The organism is Phenylobacterium sp. (genome assembly GCF_031181185.1).
Taxonomy (GTDB): Bacteria; Pseudomonadota; Alphaproteobacteria; order Caulobacterales; family Caulobacteraceae; genus Phenylobacterium.
This window is the reverse complement of record NZ_JAPSKZ010000066.1, coordinates 1-17,791: the sequence shown is the minus strand read 5'-3', so window position 1 is coordinate 17,791 and position 17,791 is coordinate 1. Positions and strand designations below refer to the sequence as shown.

At 69.1% G+C, this 17,791-nt stretch carries 14 protein-coding genes; 8 read left to right on the top strand and 6 right to left on the bottom strand.

What is annotated here, in order from left to right:
- The 4 genes from RIF93_RS10115 to RIF93_RS10100 form a co-directional block, all read right to left on the bottom strand.
- The coding region (locus RIF93_RS10115; protein WP_309090936.1) for a Calx-beta domain-containing protein at positions 1–3,937 on the bottom strand (3,937 nt) is incomplete at its 3' end.
- A gap of 155 nt (positions 3,938–4,092) precedes the next feature.
- Positions 4,093–6,768, bottom strand: coding sequence for a family 16 glycosylhydrolase (locus RIF93_RS10110; protein WP_309090934.1), 2,676 nt, complete (start codon positions 6,766–6,768; stop codon positions 4,093–4,095).
- Positions 6,769–6,901: 133 nt separating this feature from the next.
- Positions 6,902–7,087 carry a hypothetical protein gene (locus tag RIF93_RS10105; protein WP_309090932.1) on the bottom strand — a complete coding sequence of 62 codons (186 nt, stop codon included), beginning with the start codon at positions 7,085–7,087 and terminating at the stop codon, positions 6,902–6,904.
- 79 nt (positions 7,088–7,166) lie between these two features.
- On the bottom strand, positions 7,167–7,346 hold the full coding sequence (locus RIF93_RS10100) for a hypothetical protein (protein WP_309090930.1): 180 nt from the start codon (positions 7,344–7,346) through the stop codon (positions 7,167–7,169).
- 213 nt (positions 7,347–7,559) lie between these two features.
- Between RIF93_RS10100 and RIF93_RS10095 the strand changes: the two genes are divergently transcribed.
- Complete coding sequence (locus RIF93_RS10095) at positions 7,560–7,802, top strand: DUF5961 family protein (RefSeq protein WP_309090928.1); 243 nt, start codon at positions 7,560–7,562, stop codon at positions 7,800–7,802.
- Between the two features lie 28 nt (positions 7,803–7,830).
- Here the strand turns inward: RIF93_RS10095 and RIF93_RS10090 are convergent, their stop codons facing one another.
- Positions 7,831–8,595: a PhoH family protein gene (locus tag RIF93_RS10090; RefSeq protein WP_309090926.1), complete on the bottom strand. Its 765-nt coding sequence runs from the start codon at positions 8,593–8,595 to the stop codon at positions 7,831–7,833.
- Positions 8,596–8,916: 321 nt separating this feature from the next.
- On the opposite strand from RIF93_RS10090, the gene RIF93_RS10085 reads away from it, so the two are divergent.
- The 5 genes from RIF93_RS10085 to RIF93_RS10065 all read left to right on the top strand — a co-directional run bounded on the left by RIF93_RS10085 (position 8,917) and on the right by RIF93_RS10065 (position 13,580).
- Positions 8,917–9,450: a gamma carbonic anhydrase family protein gene (locus tag RIF93_RS10085; protein WP_309090924.1), complete on the top strand. Its 534-nt coding sequence runs from the start codon at positions 8,917–8,919 to the stop codon at positions 9,448–9,450.
- The gene (locus tag RIF93_RS10080; protein WP_309090923.1) at positions 9,447–9,905 is read left to right on the top strand and encodes a DUF805 domain-containing protein; all 459 of its coding nucleotides are present in this window, start codon (positions 9,447–9,449) and stop codon (positions 9,903–9,905) included. Before RIF93_RS10085 ends, RIF93_RS10080 begins: the two co-directional genes overlap by 4 nt.
- 28 nt (positions 9,906–9,933) lie before the next feature.
- Positions 9,934–10,716, top strand: coding sequence for an enoyl-CoA hydratase-related protein (locus RIF93_RS10075; protein WP_309090922.1), 783 nt, complete (start codon positions 9,934–9,936; stop codon positions 10,714–10,716).
- Between the two features lie 61 nt (positions 10,717–10,777).
- Positions 10,778–11,857: a DUF3667 domain-containing protein gene (locus tag RIF93_RS10070; RefSeq protein WP_309090938.1), complete on the top strand. Its 1,080-nt coding sequence runs from the start codon at positions 10,778–10,780 to the stop codon at positions 11,855–11,857.
- A 70-nt stretch (positions 11,858–11,927) separates the two neighbouring features.
- Positions 11,928–13,580 carry a choline dehydrogenase gene (locus RIF93_RS10065; protein ID WP_309090920.1) on the top strand — a complete coding sequence of 551 codons (1,653 nt, stop codon included), beginning with the start codon at positions 11,928–11,930 and terminating at the stop codon, positions 13,578–13,580.
- Here RIF93_RS10065 and RIF93_RS10060 read toward each other — a convergent pair.
- Positions 13,577–16,411, bottom strand: coding sequence for an insulinase family protein (locus RIF93_RS10060; protein ID WP_309090918.1), 2,835 nt, complete (start codon positions 16,409–16,411; stop codon positions 13,577–13,579). The two genes, RIF93_RS10065 and RIF93_RS10060, sit on opposite strands and share 4 nt — an antisense overlap.
- Positions 16,412–16,566: 155 nt before the next feature.
- On the opposite strand from RIF93_RS10060, the gene RIF93_RS10055 reads away from it, so the two are divergent.
- Both RIF93_RS10055 and RIF93_RS10050 read left to right on the top strand, forming a co-directional pair.
- Complete coding sequence (locus tag RIF93_RS10055) at positions 16,567–17,268, top strand: rhomboid family intramembrane serine protease (RefSeq protein ID WP_309090917.1); 702 nt, start codon at positions 16,567–16,569, stop codon at positions 17,266–17,268.
- Between the two features lie 100 nt (positions 17,269–17,368).
- Positions 17,369–17,791 (top strand): CBS domain-containing protein (locus RIF93_RS10050; protein ID WP_309090914.1); only part of this gene is annotated, 423 nt, incomplete at its 3' end.

Below are 17,791 nucleotides of genomic sequence, written 5' to 3'. Positions count from 1 at the left end.
GCTGCAGCACGTAGTTGGGCCACTGCTGGCCGCTGGCCGTCCCGTCACGGTCGAACAGGACCTTCGTGCCGCCGGCGCCGTCGTCGAGGAAGGTGATGTAGCGATCAGCCACCGGATCTGAGCCCGTGTAGCCCGAGGCCTGGAACAGCTTGGAGAAGTCGAGCTTGTCGGACCCTAAGGCGAAGTCGGTAATCCGCGCCGGCGACCAGGGCTCCTTGGCCCAGGCGAAGACATCGTTCCCGCCCCCGCCGGTCAGGACGTCCGAACCCTGGCTGGCGTTGATGGTGTCGGCGCCGGCCGTGCCGTTGACGGTCGAGCCCGGCCCGGGCGAGGTGATCACCTGGCCGGTGTCGCCACCGCCGGTGCTGTCGTCGTTGGTGATCGTGCCCGTCGCCGTGGCCTGGCCGAGCGTGGCGCCGGAGGCGCCCGACAGCGTCAGGGTGAAGGTCTCGGTCGGCTCGACCGTCGTGTCGCCCGCGACGTTGACGGTGATCGTCTTGGTCGTCTCGCCGGCTGCGAAGGTGAGCGTGCCCGAGGGCAGCGCGCCGTTCTGGAAGTCGGCGCCGGTGGCCGGGTTCGAGCCCGAGCCGGAGACGCCCCAGTTGACCGTCGAGGACCCCGCCGTCGAGCCGGTGCGGGTCACCGTGTAGGTGAAGGCGGTCGCGCCCGAGTTGCCTTCGGCCAGCGTGACCGATGTGGTGGTGAAGGCGAGCTGCGGGCCGGGAGGCGGCGGGCCGGAGCCGCCGCCCGAGAGCTGGGCCCAGGTGAGGCCGCTGGCCGCGACCTTCTCCAGGGTGGTGATGTGGAACGGCCACTCGCCGCTGTTCGGCGCGTCCTTGTCGAAGAAGATCCGCGTGCCGCCGGCGCCGTCCGATTCCAGGCGCATGCGGCCGTCGGCGATCGGGTCGGAACCGGTGTAGCCGCTGGCCTGGAAGATGGCCGTGAGGTCCAGCTTGTCCGTGCCGACGACGAAGTCGGTGATCTTCCCAGCGCTCCAGGGCGCCGCCTTGTACGTGAACGCGTCCGCGCCGGCGCCGCCGGTGAGCGTGTCGGCCCCTTGGCTGGCGACGATCGTGTCGTTGCCGGCGGTCCCGTTCACGGTCGAGCCTGGACCGGGGGACGTGATCACCTGGCCTGAATCTCCGCCAGTCCCGTCGTCGTTCTTGATCGTTCCCGTCGCGGCGCCCTGGCTGATCGTCGCGCCGGAGGCGTTGGACAGGGTGACGGTGAAGGCCTCGTCGGGTTCGACGGTGGTGTCGCCCACGACGTTCAGGGTGATAACCTTGGAGGTCTCACCCGGCGCGAAGGTGAGCGTACCCGAGGGCAGCACGCCGCCCTGGAAGTCCGCGCCGGTGGCGCCCGAACCGCTCACCGACCAGTTCACGGTGGACGTGCCCGTGGTGGAGCCCGCGCGGTTCACCGTGAAGCTGAACGCCGTCGTGCCGGTGTTGCCCTCGGCCAGCGCGAGCGAGCTGGTGGCGAAGGAGAGCTGCGCGCCCGTGGGCGGCGGGCCGCCGCCGCTGTCGTCGTTGGTGATGAAGCCCGTCGCCGTGGCCTGACCCAGCTTCGCGCCGACCGGGTTCACCAGGGTGACGAGGAATTCCTCGTTGCCTTCCTGATAGCTGTCGCCCTGCACCCACACCTGGATGAAGGCCGTGGTCTGGTTGATCTCAAAGGTGACGGTGCCCGAGGGCAGGGCGCCGCCCTGGAAGTCCAGCGCATCGGCGGGCGCCGCGCCCTGGCCGCGCACCTGCCAGCCCACGGTGACCTTCTCGCTCTGGTCCCAGTCGCGGGTGACGGTGAAGGTGTAGAGCGTCCCGTTGGCGTTACCCTCGGCGTGGGTCACGCCCGCCATGGGTCCAATCGACACGATCGCGTTCACCCCGCGGGGCGGATTGATGATGTCGTAGAGCTGCTGGGCGCCGGAGCCGTTGGTCGTGATGATCTCCCCGCCCGCGGTGACGCCGGTCACGTCGCCGGCCAGGGTGCGGGTCGGGCCGAACCAGCCCTCGCCGTCGTAGGCGAAGGCGTCGAAGCCGCGGCCGTGGACGGCGCCTCCGGGCGCATCCCAGCTGGCGACGAAGCCGCCGTTCTTGGTGGCCACGATGTCGATGTCGCCGGTGGAGGGGCCCAGCTCGTGCTTGATGAAGGTGTTCTTGGCCGGGTCGAAGACCATCACCCAGGCGGCCTGGCCCGCGCCGTCGGGCTGCATGTAGGCGAGCGCCACCTTGCCGTCGGTGAGCCACGTGCCCGTGCCGGTGAACACCCGGGAATCGCCCGCCATCAACGCCGTCGCCTGGCCAAGCGTCCCCCCGCTCGCCACGGCGCCGAACACCGCGCCGGCGTCCTCCCAGATGACGAAGGTCTTCTCCTGCGGGAACGTCGTGGGCTTGGCGTCGTGAACGGCGATCTTGGCTGTGGTGACCGGCTGACCGTTGCCCTCGAACGTCGCCGGCACGTTGACCTGGCCGCTGGTGGGGCCGCCGTCGGTGCGCAGGGTCGCGGCGGGCGGCTCGGGCTCGCCGCGTTCGATGACCGTCTCGCCGGAGCTCAGGGCGTAGGCGCGGACGTAGTCGACCTTCATGTTCGCGGGGAACATGGTTTCGTTGGGCTCGCCGCCCCATCCGCCGACCGCCATGTTGACGATCATGGCCATCGGATAGGTCCAGTTGGCAGGTGTCGCCGCCTGCAGCACCGCCACGCCGTCGTAGTAGAAGGTGACGGTCGTTGGCGTCCATAGCATGCCGTAGGTGTGGAAGCCGGAGGGGTCGATCTTGTAGGCGTTGTCGTACTGATTTGACTCGCCGCCCCACGCCCGGCGGTAGTCCACATGGGGCGTGGCCGCGAGGCCCTCCATGATGTCGGCCTCGACCTGCGCCACGTAGGGGGTCGGCATCATCCAGAAGGCCGGCCAGGCGCCGTAGGCGGTCGGCAGTTCGGCCTTCATCTCGAAGTAGCCGTACTTCTGCTCGAAGACGCCCATGGTGTTGAGCATGCCGGACGAGTACTCGCGACCCCAGGCCGCCTCGCGCTGATCCTCTTGGAGCCGCTCGGCCTTGATGGTGAGGACGCCGCCCGAGACGGAGTGCGGCGCGTAATCCAGGTCCTTCTCGCCCTGACCGTACCAACCTGGCTTGGTGTAGACCTGACGCTCGCCATTCGAGGTGAGGGTGTAGGCCCATTCATCCTTCAGGTTGCCGCCGAAGTCGGCGCGCCAGACGCCTGTCTGGGTCGAAGGATCGTAGATGTTGAGGCTGTTGAACTCGTCTTCGAAGGTGACAGCGCCCAGCTGGGACCTATCGAGCGGCAGCAGGAACTGACGGTCCTGGAAGCTCGCCAGCGTCTCGTCCCGGAAGGTGAGCGTCTCGCCATTGTTGAAGCGCAGGACCACATCGTTGCCCTGCTGGGTCATGGCCGAGCGGATCTGCGCGGCGGTGTTCAGGCCATAGCCGGAGAGCTGGAGCTGGCTGTTGCCGTTCCAGTTGTAGATCACGTCCGAGCCTTCGCCGGCTCGCACCATGAACGTGACCTTGTCGTTGAGCGCGCCCACCAACACGTCGTCGCCGCCGGCGCCGTAGATCCAGTGGGTGGTGTCGTCGACGATGATCAGATTGCCGAGCTCATTGCCCACCGCGTAGTTGAAGGCCCCCCAGACCTGCAGGTTCTCCACGTTGGGCGCCAGCTTGACCGACGTGTAGCCGAGCTGCGTGTCGACCCCGCCATTGGGCTGCTCGATGACCCGATCGTTCGGGTGGGTGATCCAGATGCGGTTGTTGCCCGACGAACCGATCAGCAGGTCGCCGCCGCCTTCGCCCGATACGGACGAGTCGCCAGCAGGCGCCGTGATGGTTTCATTGCCAGCCGAAGTGCCCGCCGCCCGCGAGTTCGTGAGCGGCGTCTCCGGCATGGCTTCGCCGCGCGCGTTGTAATAGGGCATGTACTAGCTCCGAGGGACTGCCGCGCGTCAGAACTCGCAAGTCAAGCCGAGGTTCACTGAAGTTCATGTGAGCGGGGCGTTCTCGCCGGAACGTGCTGGAAAAGGCACGTATAGCCAAGCTTCACCTAGGAAGCTTGGCTATATACTAAGGAGTTTTAGCCGACGTAGATCCAGCCGCTATCCAGGCTGGACAATTGCACGCCGACCAGCACCATCTGCGCGCCGCCCGTCATGCTGATGACCACGCCCTCGGCGCCCTGGCTGACGCTGTAGGTCGTGCCCGGCAGCAGGTTCACCCGGTCTCCTTCGCCCCGGTTGAAGTCGATCACGCGATCGAGACCTGCGTCGCCCCAGCTGTGGAAGACGTCGGCGCCGCCGCCGCCCGAAATCGTGTCCGAGCCGCGGTCGCCCGCGATCCAGTCGTCGCCCCAACCGGCCACGATGCTGTCGTTTCCTTGGCCGCCGCGGACCCAGTCGTTCCCAAGGCCGCCATCGACGGTGTCTTCGCCGAGATTGCCGAGAACGACGTCATGGCCGTCTTCGCCGAACAGCTGGTCCTGCCCTTGGCCGCCAACGACCCAGTCGCCGCCCAGGCCGCCATAGACGCGGTCGTCGCCCAGATTGCCGTGCAGGTCGTCGAAAGCGTCGGCGCCGTAGAGGACGTCCGCCCCATCGCCGCCGCGCACATAATCCTGCCCCGCGGTGCCGGTCAGGGTGTCGTCGCCCGCCTCGCCGAACAGCCGATTGCCGGTCATGGAGTCGGGACCCGGCGTGCCGACGCTGCCGCCGCCGCCGCCCGGCACGACCGAGGCGGCGTGGATCGTGTAGAGTTCTCCGCCGGCGATCACCTGACCGGAGGCCGTGACGCCGGTGATGTCGCCGGCCAGCTGGCGCTCGGGGCCGTACCAGCCCGGGATGTCGCCGCCGTAGGCGTACTCGTCGTAGGCCCGGCCGTGCACCGTGCCGTCGGGGGCGTCCCAACTGGCCGCGAAGCCGCCGGAGCCGGTGGCCACGAAGCGCAGGTCGCCGGTGGCGGCGCCCAGCTCGTGCTTGACGACGGTGTTCTTCACCGGGTCGAACACCAGGGCCCAGGCCTCGCCGCCGACCCGATAGCCGACCACCACCTTGCCGGTGGTGAGCCACGTGCCGGTCCCGCTGAACTGGCCGGAGGAGCCGGCCATCAGGGCCACCGTCTGGCCGTAGCCCGAGCCGTTCCAAACGGCGCCGAACACGGCGCCTGCGTCCTCCCAGACGACGAAGGTCTTTTCGGGTCCCAGCGCCGCTGGCCGCGAGCCGAAAACCGCGACCTTGGCCGAGGTGACCGGCTGGCCATTGTCGGCGAAGGTGACCGGCGTGTTCACGGCGCCGGCCGAGGATCCCGCCGAGCGTAGCGTCGCGGCAGGCGCCTCGGGCGTCAGCACCGCGGCCTGGGTCGACCCGTCGGCCAGGGCATAGGCGCGGACGTAGTCGACCTTCAGCTGGGCCGGGAAGGCGCTGAAGTCTGGATTTCCGCCCCAGCCGCCGACCGCCAGGTTGACGATCAGGCTCATCGGGTCGGTCCAGTTGGCGGGCGTCGCGCCGGTGAGCACCGCCTGGCCGTCGTAGTAGAAGGTGACCGTGTCGCGCGTCCACAGCATGCCGTAGGTGTGGAAGCCGGAAGGGTCGGTCTTGTAGCTGTTGTCGTAGATCGTGCCGTCGCCGCCGAGGGCGCGCGAGTAGTGGTAGTTCGGCGTGGCGGCCAGCGCCTCCATGATGTCGCCTTCGACCGAGCCGTCGGCCTTCCTGGGGATCATCCAGAAGGCGGGCCACGATCCGACCGCCGTCGGCAGCTCGGCCCGGATCTCGAAGTAGCCGTACTTCTGCTCGAACATGCCGAGCGTGTTCAGCATCCCGGAGGTGAAGTCGCGGTTCCAGGTGGCGTAGGCGTCCTCGGGCGAGGTGCGGGCCGCCGTGATGGTCAGGACGCCGTTCGCGATGGAGAACGGGTTGACGTCGATGTCCTGGTCGCCCCGACCGTAGAAGCCCGGCTTCACATAGGCCTGCTGCTCGCCGTTCGAGACGAGGGTGTAGGCCCACTGGTCCTTGAGGTTGCCGCCGAAGTCCGCGCGCCAGCGGCCCGTTCCGGTGGAGGGGTCGTAGAGGCTGAGGTCGTTGAACTCGTCGCTGAAGGTCAGGGCGCCGAGCTTGGAGGTGTCCAGCGGCGTCAGGAACTGGCGGTCCTGGAAGCTGGCCAGCGTCTCGTCGCGGAAGGTGAGGGTCTCGCCATTGCCGAGGTTCAGGACGACGTCATTGCCTTGCTGGCTCATGGCCCCGCGGATCTGGGCGGCGGTGTTCAGGCCGTAGCCCTGCAGGTGCAGCTGGCTGTTGCCGTTCCAGTTGTAAATGACGTCCGAGCCTTCGCCGGCGCGGACCATGAAGGTGGTGCGCTGGGTGGCCGCGCCCACCAGCACGTCGTCGCCGCCCGCGCCGTAGACCCAGTGGCTGGCGTCGTCCACGACGATCAGGTTCCCCAGCTCGTTGCCGACGGCGTAGTTGAAGGCGCCGTTGACGATCAGGTTCTCGACGTTGGCCGGCAGCTTGGCCGGCGACCAGGCGGTGAGCGTGTCGATGCCCGCGCCGGGCTGCTCGATGATCCGGTCGTTGGGATGCGTGATCCAGAAGCGGTTGTCGCCGGACGAGCCGATCAGGGTGTCCCCGCCGCCTTCCCCGGACACTGAGGTGTTGCCGGGCGGAGCGGTGATGGTTTCGCCGCCGGCCGGAGTGCCGGCCACTCGGCCGGACTCCGGCGCGCTCTCCGGCATGAGGGCGCCGCGCGAGTTGAAATAGGGCATGTAGTCGAGCTCCGAGAACCGCCGCCACAACTCGCGACACGCCTCCCGGGTTCATTGGCCAAGCTTTAAAGCTGGGCGAGCTGGCCTTGGCGCCACAACCGCACGTGGCGCGAACCCGACGGTCGTCGGCGGCTCAGACTGACTCCGCGCGCCGTTCGAACCGGCGGATCAGTTGGTCGCGGCGCCACAATTCCATGCGCCCCGCGTCGGTGTGGCTCTCGGATTGAACCACCGCCGCCGCGTCGTCCTCGCAGTCGAGCTCGGCCACCCCACGGATGTGGTTCGCCTCGTCGAGGAAGTAGAGCCGATAGTCCGCCATGTCGCCCCTCTTGGCGGACGCCACCATAGCTACAGCTGTTAGTTGCGAAAAGAGGGCGGCTTCTAACGTGACGGGCGAGTCAGCGTTTGAACGTCCGCGTCTCGCGGCTCGCGTGCTTGGTGAGGGTTTCCCGCGCCTGCCGGATCCGGTCGCGAACGGCGGCGATCTGGTCCTTCAGTCCGTCGGCGGCCCGTTGCGCCTCTTCGGGCGAGCTCTCGGGCGGAGGCGCTTCGGGTTCGTGCGAGTCGGAGCTGGACATCGTCGTAGGCGCTCGGGGGTCTTTCCGAAACGTTGGGCTTCCCGCCTGAACGGAAGCTGACTTCCCTTGCCAGGCGAGGCCCGCCGACGTCCGAAAGCCCGGAAGGCCCGGCGGAGCATCGGCTGAGTAGCGACGGCTTGTCGCAGATGCAAGCGTAGCCATGGTTCCTTTCTGGCCGCCGAGCGTTAGGCGCTCGCGAAGGAGCCCAATCGGATGCGCGCAGGTTTCGACACGCTGCAACGGCAATTCACGGTCCACGCCACCGCCGAAGCGCCCAGCCGCGGGCGCAAGGTCGAGGGCGTGAGCTTCGAGGACGCCGCGCTGCACTTCCTGGAGGACGCCCATCCCGAGGCCGACGTCGACGACGAGGTCCAGCTGATGGTCGAGGACTGCGAGACGGGCGAGCGCCATTGCTTCCGCATCGACCTGGCGACGGGTGAGACGGCGCCCTGCTAGCCAGGCGAGCGAGGGCGCCGCGTCTTCGTCAGAGCACGCCCAGCATCTCGGCCACCAGCGGGTGACGGACGATGTCGCGCTCGGCCAGGCGGACCACGGCGATGTTGCCCACCTCCTGCAGCCGGTCGGCCACGGGGCCCAGGCCCGACATTTCGGGCAGCAGGTCGGACTGGTTCGGGTCGCCCGTCACCACCATCGTCGAATGCCAGCCGAGCCGCGTCAGCAGCATCTTCAGCTGCACGTAGGTGCAGTTCTGGGCCTCGTCGATCACCACGAAGGCGTTGTTGAGCGTGCGGCCGCGCATGAAGCCCACGGGCGCGATCTCGATGGCGCCTTCGGCCATCAGGGCCCGCACGCGCTTCATCGATAGCCGGTCGGAGAGGGCGTCGTAGAGCGGACGCAGGTAGGGCGCGAGCTTGTCCTCGGCGTCGCCGGGCAGGAAGCCGATGGACTCGCCGGCCTCGACCGCCGGGCGGGACAGGACGATCCGGCCTACCCGGCCGCTTTCCAGCGCTTCCACCGCCTTGGCGATGGCGAGGTAGGTCTTGCCCGTGCCGGCGGGGCCTAGCGCCATGACCAGGTTCTTGGAATCGATCGCCTCGATCAGCTCCTGCTGGCCGGGCGACTTGGCCTTGATGGTCTTCAGGTAGCCCTGCTCGCGGTCGTCGTTGTGGTGGGCGAGCGGCGACCACCCGCGATCGAGCGGGAGCCGGCGAACCTTGTCGTCGCCCTCGAACTGACCGGCGTCGAACGCGCCTTCGCGCAGTTGTCGCTTCAGGGCTCGCTTGCTCATCAAGGCCTCCTCAGGGGGCAAGAAAAAAGGGCGTCCCGTGACTGGGAGCGCCCTTCGAAATTGGTGGGTGATGACGGCGTGTGGCGGCGGCGGCGTGCGCGCGCTCGAGGCCCGCGGCTCTGTCCCGGTCCGGGAGGTGATCCCCGGAAGAGCGACAAACTCGGCGCCATCCAACTCCGTCCAGCGCGAGGCACGGAGGCTAAGCCCCCGCGGCGGTTTCCGAGAGGTCTATCGCCCTCTCGAATCGCCCGACTAGAATGATCGTAACGTCCTTTCCGAGTCGTTAAACGCCCCATTCGCTGCAAGAAATAAGGTGCGCCAATGAGTGTCTACAACTTAGGCAATGTGACACCTGAGTTGCCAAACGATGACGAATACTGGATCGCGCCCACGGCGGCGGTGATGGGGAATGTCATTCTCAAGAAGAACGCGTCCGTCTGGTGGGGTGCGACGCTTCGCGGCGACAACGACCCGATCATCATCGGCGAGAACTCGAATGTGCAGGACGGGAGCGTGCTCCACACCGACCTGGGCCAGCCGCTGACCCTCGGCGCCAACGTCACCATCGGCCACATGGTGATGCTCCACGGCTGCACCATCGGCGACAACACGCTCGTCGGCATCGGCTCGATCGTCCTCAACGGCGCGCGCATCGGGAAGAACTGCCTCATCGGCGCCAATTGCCTGATCACCGAGGGCAAGGAGATCCCCGACAACTCGCTGGTCATGGGCGCGCCGGGCAAGGTGGTCCGCGAGGTGAGCGAGCAGCAGACGATGATCATTGTTGGCGGCGCCCACCACTATGTGGAGAACTGGAAGCGCTACCGAAGGGAGCTGAAGGAGATCTCGCGGTGAAAGGTCTGTCGCGCACGTTCTTCTCCCTGGAAGGTGCGGCCACCCGCCGCGAGTGGTGGATCGTGAGCATCACGCTGACCGTGTTGTTCGCCCTTGTGCTGCTGGCGCTGCTGGCGGCGGGCCCCGGCTATGCGCTCCTGTCCCGCCTCGATCAGCCGCTGGTGGCGGGCGTGGTCTTCGCGGTGATGTGGCTGCCGTCGGCGCCGGTGACGCTGCGGCGACTGCGCGACCGCGGTCTGCCGCCTTGGTGGCTGGCGGTGGGCTTCGGCTGGACGGTGCTGTCGCCGTGGGCCATCCGCGCCGCCGACCGCGCGGGCGCCGAGCTGCTCGGGAACCTGATCCAGCTCGGCGGTCTGGCGCTCTCGATCTTCTTCATCGTTCAACTGGGGCTGCTGCCCTCGAAGACGGCCGCGCCCGATGGCGGCTTGACGGACGCTGCGGCGCCCGACGCCTGATCGGCGCAACGAGACGGGGAGGACGCCGATGGCCTACGAGTTCATTCGGGTGGAGCGGGAAGGGCCGATCACCACCTTCATCCTGAACCGGCCCGAGGTGATGAACGCGCTGCACTCGCCGGCGCACTTCGAGCTGCACGACGCCTTCGACGCCTTCGCCGCCGATCCCGGCCAGTGGGTGGGCATTGTGACCGGCGCCGGCGACCGGGCGTTCTCGGCCGGCAACGACCTGAAGCACCAGGCCTCAGGCGGCGAGATGAAGAGCCCGCCCTCGGGCTTCGCGGGTCTCACGTCGCGCTTCGACCTGAACAAGCCGCTGATCGCCGCCGTCAACGGCGTGGCCATGGGCGGCGGGTTCGAGATCGCGCTCGCCTGCGACATCATCATCGCCTCGGAGGAGGCGACCTTCGCCCTGCCCGAGCCGCGGGTGGGCCTGGCCGCCCTGGCCGGCGGCCTGCACCGCCTGCCGCGCGCGATCGGGGTGAAGCGGGCGATGGCCATGATCCTCACCGCCCGCCGGGTCTCGGCGCACGAGGGCAAGGAGCTGGGCTTCGTGGCCGAGGTCACCGCCCCGCAGGACCTGATGCGGACGGCCCGCGAGTGGGCGCAGCAGATCTGCCAGCTGTCGCCGATGTCGATCCGGGCGTCGAAGGAAGCGGTGTATCGCGGCCTGGACGAGGCGAGCCTCGAGGCCGCCATCCGCGGTCAGAACAGGTACCCGGCCGTGGGCGCGCTGTTCACCTCCGAGGACTTCAAGGAAGGCCCGCTGGCCTTCGCCCAGAAGCGCCCGCCGGAGTGGAAGGGCCGCTGACCGACGCCTTGTTCCGCGGCGGCAATCCCGTCACATTCCGCCCCGAGAACGGGGGTTGCTTATGGTGGACGTGGACGCAGCGGGCGCGGTGGCGGGCGCCACCCACGGCGGGCTGATCGGCGGCGCGGTCGAGAAGCCGGCCGGCAAGGCGGGAGCGCCCCAGCACCTCTGTTCGGACTGCGGCGCCGAGGTCCACGGCCGGTTCTGCCACAACTGCGGCCAGGCCACGCACCTGCACCGGACGCTCGTCCACCTGGGCGAGGAGGTCCTGCATGGGGTGATGCACTTCGACAGCCGCGTCTGGCGCACCCTGCCGCTTCTGGCCTTCCGACCCGGGCGGCTGACGCGGGAGTGGGTGCACGGCCGGCGGACGCGCTACGTCTCGCCGCTGGCGCTCTTCCTCTTCACCATGTTCGTGCTGTTCATGGGCCTGAGCTACTTCCCCGTGGACGGCGGAAACAGCGTCGTCGGCCAGCAGGCGCTGGCCACCGCCGACCTTGCCCGGAAGAACACCGAGCTTGCGAACGCCGAAGTGGCCCTGGAGCGGGCGACGCCCGAGACGCGCGCAGCGGCCGAGGCGCGCGTGGCGCGGGCGCGGGCCGCGGCGGAAGCCGCCGGCGAGCAGATCGGGAATGTCACGGACACGACGCGCGTCAGCACGGACTGGAAGGAGGTCCTGGGCGACGAGAGCGACATGCCGGTCAACACCGGCGACAAGAAGCTCGACGCAAAGATCAAGGAGAAGCTCGAGAACCCCGAGCTGGCGCTCTACAAGCTGCAGCAGGCCTTCTACAAATTCTCCTTCCTGCTGATCCCCATCTCGATCCCGTTCGTGGCCATGCTGTTCCTCTGGAAGCGCGGCTTCACGCTCTACGACCACGGGGTCTTCGTCCTTTATTCGCTGACCTTCATCTCTTGGCTCGTCATGGCGCTGGCGATCGGCACCCGGATCGGTGGGATCGTGTCGGGTCTCTTGTGGCTGACCCTGCCGCTCGCGATCCCCGCTCACATGTTCTACCAGCTGAAGGGCGCCTACAGCCTGGGCGCGTTCTCGGCGCTCTGGCGTACCTGGTTCCTGTTGTGGTTCTGCGCCATCGCGCTTGGCCTGTTCGTGGCGGCGGTGACGATCCTCTCGGCCTGACAGCTTGCGTGAACCTGACGCCTGCGTCACGTTTGCGACAACGAGACAAGTCGCAGGGAAGGGCGCGCCCGTGGAACGCTATGACTACATCATCGTGGGCGCCGGCTCGGCCGGCTGCGTCCTGGCCAACCGCCTGACCGAGGATCCGTCGACCCGGGTCCTGCTGCTGGAGGCCGGCGGCAAGGACTCGTCGCTGCTCGTGCGGATGCCCGCCGGGGTCGGCGCGCTGATCGGCAAGCAGGGGCCGTTCAACTGGGGTTTCTGGACCGAGCCCGAGCCGCACCTCGACAACCGCCGCCTCTGGTGGCCCCGCGGCAAGGGCTGGGGCGGCTCGTCGTCGATCAACGGCATGATCTACATTCGCGGCCACGCGCGCGACTACGACCAATGGCGGCAGATGGGCCTGGCGGGCTGGGGCTACGCCGACGTGCTGCCCTACTTCAAACGCTCCGAGACCTTCGAGGGCGGCGCCGATTCCTGGCACGGCGGCGAGGGTCCGCTGCACGTCTCGAAGGCCAGCTCGCCGAACCCGATCTACCGGGCCGCGGTCGAGGCCGGCGCCCAGGCGGGCCACCCGGTGACCAGCGACTTCAATGGCTATCAGCAGGAAGGCTGGGGTCCCTACCAGCTCACCATCCGCGACGGCCAGCGGTGGAGCGCGGCGCGCAGCTACCTGCACCCGGCGCTGAACCGTCCCAACCTGACCTGCCTGACCGGGGCGCGCACGACGCGCGTCCTGGTCGAGAACGGCCGGGCGATCGGGGTCGAGGTGATCCAAGGCAAGAAGCCAGCTCGCGCCATCTATGCCGACGCAGAGGTGATCATGGCGGCCGGGGCGGTGCAGTCGCCGCACATCCTGCAGCTGTCGGGCATCGGCGATCCGGACGACCTCACGGCCCACGGCATACGGCCGCTACACGAGCTGAAGGGCGTCGGCGCGAACCTGCAGGACCACCTGGACGCCTGCCTGTCGTGGGAATGTCCCCAGCCGATCACCGTCTACTCCATGCGCAAGGGCCTGAAGCAGCTGGGCGTGGGCCTTAACTACATGCTGTTCGGCAAGGGCATCGGTCGCGAGAACTTCCTGGAGAGCGGCGCCTTCCTGCGCTCGCGGCCGGACCTCGACCGGCCGGACCTGCAGATCCACACGGTGCTCGCCATCATGCAGGACCACGGCAAGGTGCAGGTGAACAAGGACGGCTTCACCTTCCACGTCTGCCAACTGCGTCCGGAGAGCCGCGGGAAGGTGGGCCTGAAGAGCGCCGACCCGCTGGCCGATCCGGCGATCTTCGCCAACTACCTCTCGGCCGAGGAGGATCGGCGGGCGCTGCGCGAAGGCGTAAAGATGATGCGCGAGGTGGCGGCCCAGTCGGCCCTCGACCCCTATCGCGGCGCCGAGCACGCGCCCGGTAAGGACGTGAAGACCGACGCCGAGATCGACGCCTGGATCCGTCGCTGCGCCGAAACGATCTATCACCCCGTCGGCACCTGCCGCATGGGCGCGGCGGGCGATGCGATGGCCGTGGTCGACGGCGAGTGCCGGGTGCAGGGGCTCAATGGCCTCCGGGTCGTCGACGCCTCGGTCATGCCGACGCTGGTCGGCGGCAACACCAACGCCCCCACGATAATGATCGCCGAGAAAATCTCGGACGCGATCCGCGGCCGCGCCTATCTGCCGGCCGAAGACGCCCCGATCTACGAGGACGGGCTGAAGGCGGCCTAGTTCGCCGCCTTCGCCTCAGGCTTCACCACCAGCCTGAAGGCGGTCTCCTCCTTGAGCCAGGTCTGGGCCGCCCGGCGCACGTCGGCGGCGGTGACCTTCTCGGTTCCGGGGATGGTTTCGCGGATGGCGTCCAGCCGGCGCGGCTCGAACTGGGCGCCCGACAGCTCGGCCAGCCAGTACTGGTTGGTGACCCGGGCCTTCTGAAGTCGCTCGACCCGGGGCTTCTTCGCCCGGGCCAGCTCGTCGGCCGTGGGCTCCTTCGCCTTCAGGTCGGCGACGATGCGGGCGACGTCGTCGAAGAAGGCCTGCAGCTTCTCGGGCGGCACCTCGACGCTGGCGGCGATGTAGCCCCAGCCCTGCCAGACGAGGCTGTGGTTCACGCCCACGCCGGGCGAATAGGTGGCGCCCTGGGCCTCGCGCAGTTCGTCCGTCAGGCGCAGCTGCAGCACTTCGCTCAGCACGGCGGTCTCACGCGCCCGCTGCGGATCGGCCCAATAGTCGGTCGTGGGCCAGGCGATGTAGCCGATCGACTGGTCGGCCCGGCCCTTGTGCGTGAGCACGACCGGCGCCCCGCCGCCCTTGGGGAAGGACACCTTCTTCCTGTCGTCCGGAATAGGCGCGGGCTCCGGCCGGGGCGGGAGGGCGCCGAAGGTGGCGGCCGTGGCGGCGATCGCATCCTCGACGGTGACGTCGCCCACGATCACCACCTCGGTCCGGCCTTGGGCCAGGTGCGGGGCGACCTGGCTCACCAGGTCCTCCAGCCGAGCTTTTGCGATCTCCTCCCGGCTGGGGAAGGTCCAGCGGCGGTCGCCGCCGTGCAGCAGGCCGGACAGGTCGCGGTTCAGAACGCCGGAGTCGGTGGACTCGAACTGGTCGTGGATGGTCTTGCTGGCCGTCTTGAGCCGCAGGAAGGCCTCTTCGCGGAAGGCCGGCTCGGCCACATAGGCCGCCAGCACCTGCATTTGGGTGGAGAGGTCGGCGGTGCGGGTCGAGCCGGTGAAGACGAAGGCGTCGTCGCCGAAGCCGAAGCGGGCGCCGAAGACTTTCGCGGCCAGCACGCGCTCCATGTCGTCCGTCTCGATCTTCTTCAGGCCGCCCTCGATGTAGGCGCTGCCGGCCCAGGCCGGGCTCTGGCGGTCGGACGGCAGGTCCATCAGGCCGTCGCCGACGTTCACGCGCACCAGCACCTCGTCGTCGCGGAACTTGGTCGGCTTCACCGTCAGCCGGACGCCGTTGGCGAAGCGCACGAAGGTGGCGCCGAGGTCGGCGACCTCGCGCCGCTCGGCCACCTGGCCCGGCGGACCGAAGCTCTCGTACGGCCACTTCACCGCGCTCGCTGCGGGCGGGGCGGCCACTGGCGTCCTGCGCGAACTCTCAAACGCGGCCATCAGCGTCGCCTCGCCACCGGCGACAGGCTGAGGCGTGGCCATGAACACGAGCGGCCCCGAGCCGTGGAAGGCGGCCTTCAGCGCGGCCGAAACCGCCTCGACCGTCAGGTCCTTCACCGAGGCCTCGAAGAAGGCCAGTTCGTCGGCGGGCGAGGTGAGCACCTGGCCATCGTCCAGGGAAGCCACGATCTCGTTGGCGAGCTCGCTCTGGCGGCGGGTGGCGGCGCCGGCGGCGGCGGCCCGCAGCAGCGCCCGCAGTTCGTCAATCTCGCGGCCCACCTCGTCCTGGCGGAAGCCGTAGGTCAGCGCCCGGCGGTGCTCCTGCTCGGCCGCCGCCAGCGCCTCGGCCCAGCGTGACGGTTCAGCCGCGACGCTGACCACGGCGATGTCGGCCTCGTCCTCCTGCTGGAAGGTGGAGGCGGTGGCGCCCACGAACGGGGGGTTCGCCCCGCGCGCCAGCCGGCTGTAGCGCCGGTTCAGGGCGGCGAGCGCCACCATCTCGGTCAGGTCGCGCCGGCGTTTGGCCGCGGTGTCCGGCGACAGGTCAGGCTTGGCCACCCAGGCGATCTGCAGCGAGAGGGGCGCGCCGGGTTCGACCACCAGTTTGGCCTCGGCGCCGCGCGCGGCGACCTTGCCCTGGGGCGGCTCGCCGCCGGCCGGGCCTTCGCCCCGCCAGTCGGCGAAGCGGGCGCGGATCTTCGTTTCCATGGCGTCCACATCGAAGTCGCCGACCGCGACCAGCACCGCACGCTCGGGCCGGTAGTAGCGACGGTAGAAGTCGGACACCTCCCGCGCGGGCGCGGACTTCAGGACGTCGACCTTGCCGATCGGCATGCGGTCGGGCAGCCGCTGGCCCTTGAGCCAGAAGGCCAGGCGCTCCTTGACGATCCGGTAGCCCGGGGTGTCGCGGGCGCGCTCCTCGGACAGCACCACGCCGCGCTCACGGTCGACCGCCGCCTGCTCGATGGAGAGATTCGAGGCCGATTCCCGCATCAGCATGAGAGCGGTGTCGACCGTCTCGGCGTCGGTCTTCGGCAGGTCCAGCATATATATGGTCTCGCCGAAGCTGGTGGAGGCGTTGGTGTCCGGCCCGAACGCCAGGCCCAGGCGCTCCAGCATCCGGGTCATCTCGCCTTCCTTGACGTTCTTCGAGCCATTGAAGGCCATGTGCTCGAGGAAGTGGGCGAGGCCCTGCTGGGCGTCGGTCTCCATCATCGAGCCGGCGTCGATCCGCAGGCGCAGCGAGGCAAGCCCCGGCGGGATCGACTGCTTGCGGATCGCATAGCGCATGCCGTTAGGCAGGGTCCCGAAGCGGATGGCGGGATCGGCCTTGAGGTCGGACGTGGCCTGCGGCCAGGGCGCGGCTGGAGCGGCCAGCGACGGCGGGGCGGCAAGCAGCAGCGCGGCGCAGAGCGCGAGGGCCGCGCGCGGGGAACGGATCATTCGTATTGTCCCGGGAAGTCCTTCAAGGCCCGGCCACCATCGCGGAGCCGCGCGGCCATCGCAAGGCGCCGGCGTGGCGGCCGCCGGGCGGCAGGCGGGGCGGCAGCCGGCGCTCGCTTCGGCGGCCAAGACCGCCTACATGGGAGGCGATGCACGTGGCCCCTTTCGAAGCGCCGGCGGACGGAGGTCCGCGCCTGCCGCCCCATCGCGAGCAGCCGGAATACCGCCGCACGCCCGAGCCGATCTTCAACGCGCCCTGGGTGGTCCTGCTGCTCACCGCCGCGCTGATCGGCGCGTACGCGATCCAGAGCCGGTACCCGCTCGACGCCGTGGCCATGTCGTACGCCTTCTCGCCGGCGCTGCTGGACGAGGGCCACTGGGAGCGGCTGTTCACGGCGCTGTTCCTGCATGGCAACTGGCCGCACGTGCTGATGAACGCCGGCTTCTGCCTGGCCTTCGGCACGCCGGTGGCGCGCTACTTCGGCGAGCGGCTGGGCGGGGCGGCGCTGTTCATCCTCTTCTATCTGGCGTGCGGCGCGCTCTCGAGCCTGGGCTATGCCGCGCTGCATCCGGGCGAACAGAGCGGTCTCGTCGGGGCCTCGGGCGCAGTGTCGGGCCTGATGGGCGCGGCCGCGCGGTTGATGGCCGGGCACGGCCGTCCTGGCCCGATCCTCTCGCGTACGGTGCTGGGCATGGGCGCCGTCTGGTTCGCGATCAACGCCGTCATCGGCGTGCTGGGTTCGGGGCTGCTGCCGGGAACCGAGAACGCCACCGTGGCCTGGGAGGCCCATATCGCCGGCTTCGTCGCCGGCGTCCTGGTCTTCAGCCCGTTCGCCTGGATCGCCCGCCGCGCCTGAGCGTCACCGCTTCACGCGTGCGTGAGACGCGCAAGCCGACATTGAACCCTCCGTCGATCTGCGCAACGCTGTTCTCCCGAGAGTGAGGACGGAGAGGCCCATGCTGGTCTCACAGATTCTTCGAACCAAAGGCGACACGGTCTTCACGACGCGGCCCAGCGAGCCCGTCGCCGCAGTCGCCGAGCTGCTCCATTCCAGGAACGTGGGCGCTCTGGTCGTCATGGACGCCGAGCGGGTGGTGGGCATCGTCTCCGAACGGGACGTCGTCCGCGCCGTGGCGGAGGACGGACCCGAGGCCCTGCGGCGGCCCGTGTCCGACTACATGACCGCCAATGTGCTGTTCGCCGATCCCGGCGAGACGGTGGACAGCCTGCTGGGCCGGATGACCGACCGGCGGATCCGTCACCTGCCGGTCTGCAAGAGCGAGCGCCTGGTGGGCATCGTCTCGATCGGCGACCTGGTGAAGTCGAAGATCTCCGAGGTGGAGGCCGAAGCCGACGGGCTGAAGGCCTACATCGCCGCG

What these genes read in the sequence shown, in the direction of transcription:
- RIF93_RS10110 (WP_309090934.1), bottom strand. Translation starts at nt 6,768, where the DNA reads ATGCCCTATTTCAACTCGCGCGGCGCCCTCATGCCGGAGAGCGCGCCG.
- RIF93_RS10105 (WP_309090932.1), bottom strand. Translation starts at nt 7,087, where the DNA reads ATGGCGGACTATCGGCTCTACTTCCTCGACGAGGCGAACCACATCCGT.
- RIF93_RS10100 (WP_309090930.1), bottom strand. Translation starts at nt 7,346, where the DNA reads ATGTCCAGCTCCGACTCGCACGAACCCGAAGCGCCTCCGCCCGAGAGC.
- RIF93_RS10095 (WP_309090928.1), top strand. Translation starts at nt 7,560, where the DNA reads ATGCGCGCAGGTTTCGACACGCTGCAACGGCAATTCACGGTCCACGCC.
- RIF93_RS10090 (WP_309090926.1), bottom strand. Translation starts at nt 8,595, where the DNA reads ATGAGCAAGCGAGCCCTGAAGCGACAACTGCGCGAAGGCGCGTTCGAC.
- RIF93_RS10085 (WP_309090924.1), top strand. Translation starts at nt 8,917, where the DNA reads ATGAGTGTCTACAACTTAGGCAATGTGACACCTGAGTTGCCAAACGAT.
- RIF93_RS10075 (WP_309090922.1), top strand. Translation starts at nt 9,934, where the DNA reads ATGGCCTACGAGTTCATTCGGGTGGAGCGGGAAGGGCCGATCACCACC.
- RIF93_RS10070 (WP_309090938.1), top strand. Translation starts at nt 10,778, where the DNA reads ATGGTGGACGTGGACGCAGCGGGCGCGGTGGCGGGCGCCACCCACGGC.
- RIF93_RS10060 (WP_309090918.1), bottom strand. Translation starts at nt 16,411, where the DNA reads ATGATCCGTTCCCCGCGCGCGGCCCTCGCGCTCTGCGCCGCGCTGCTG.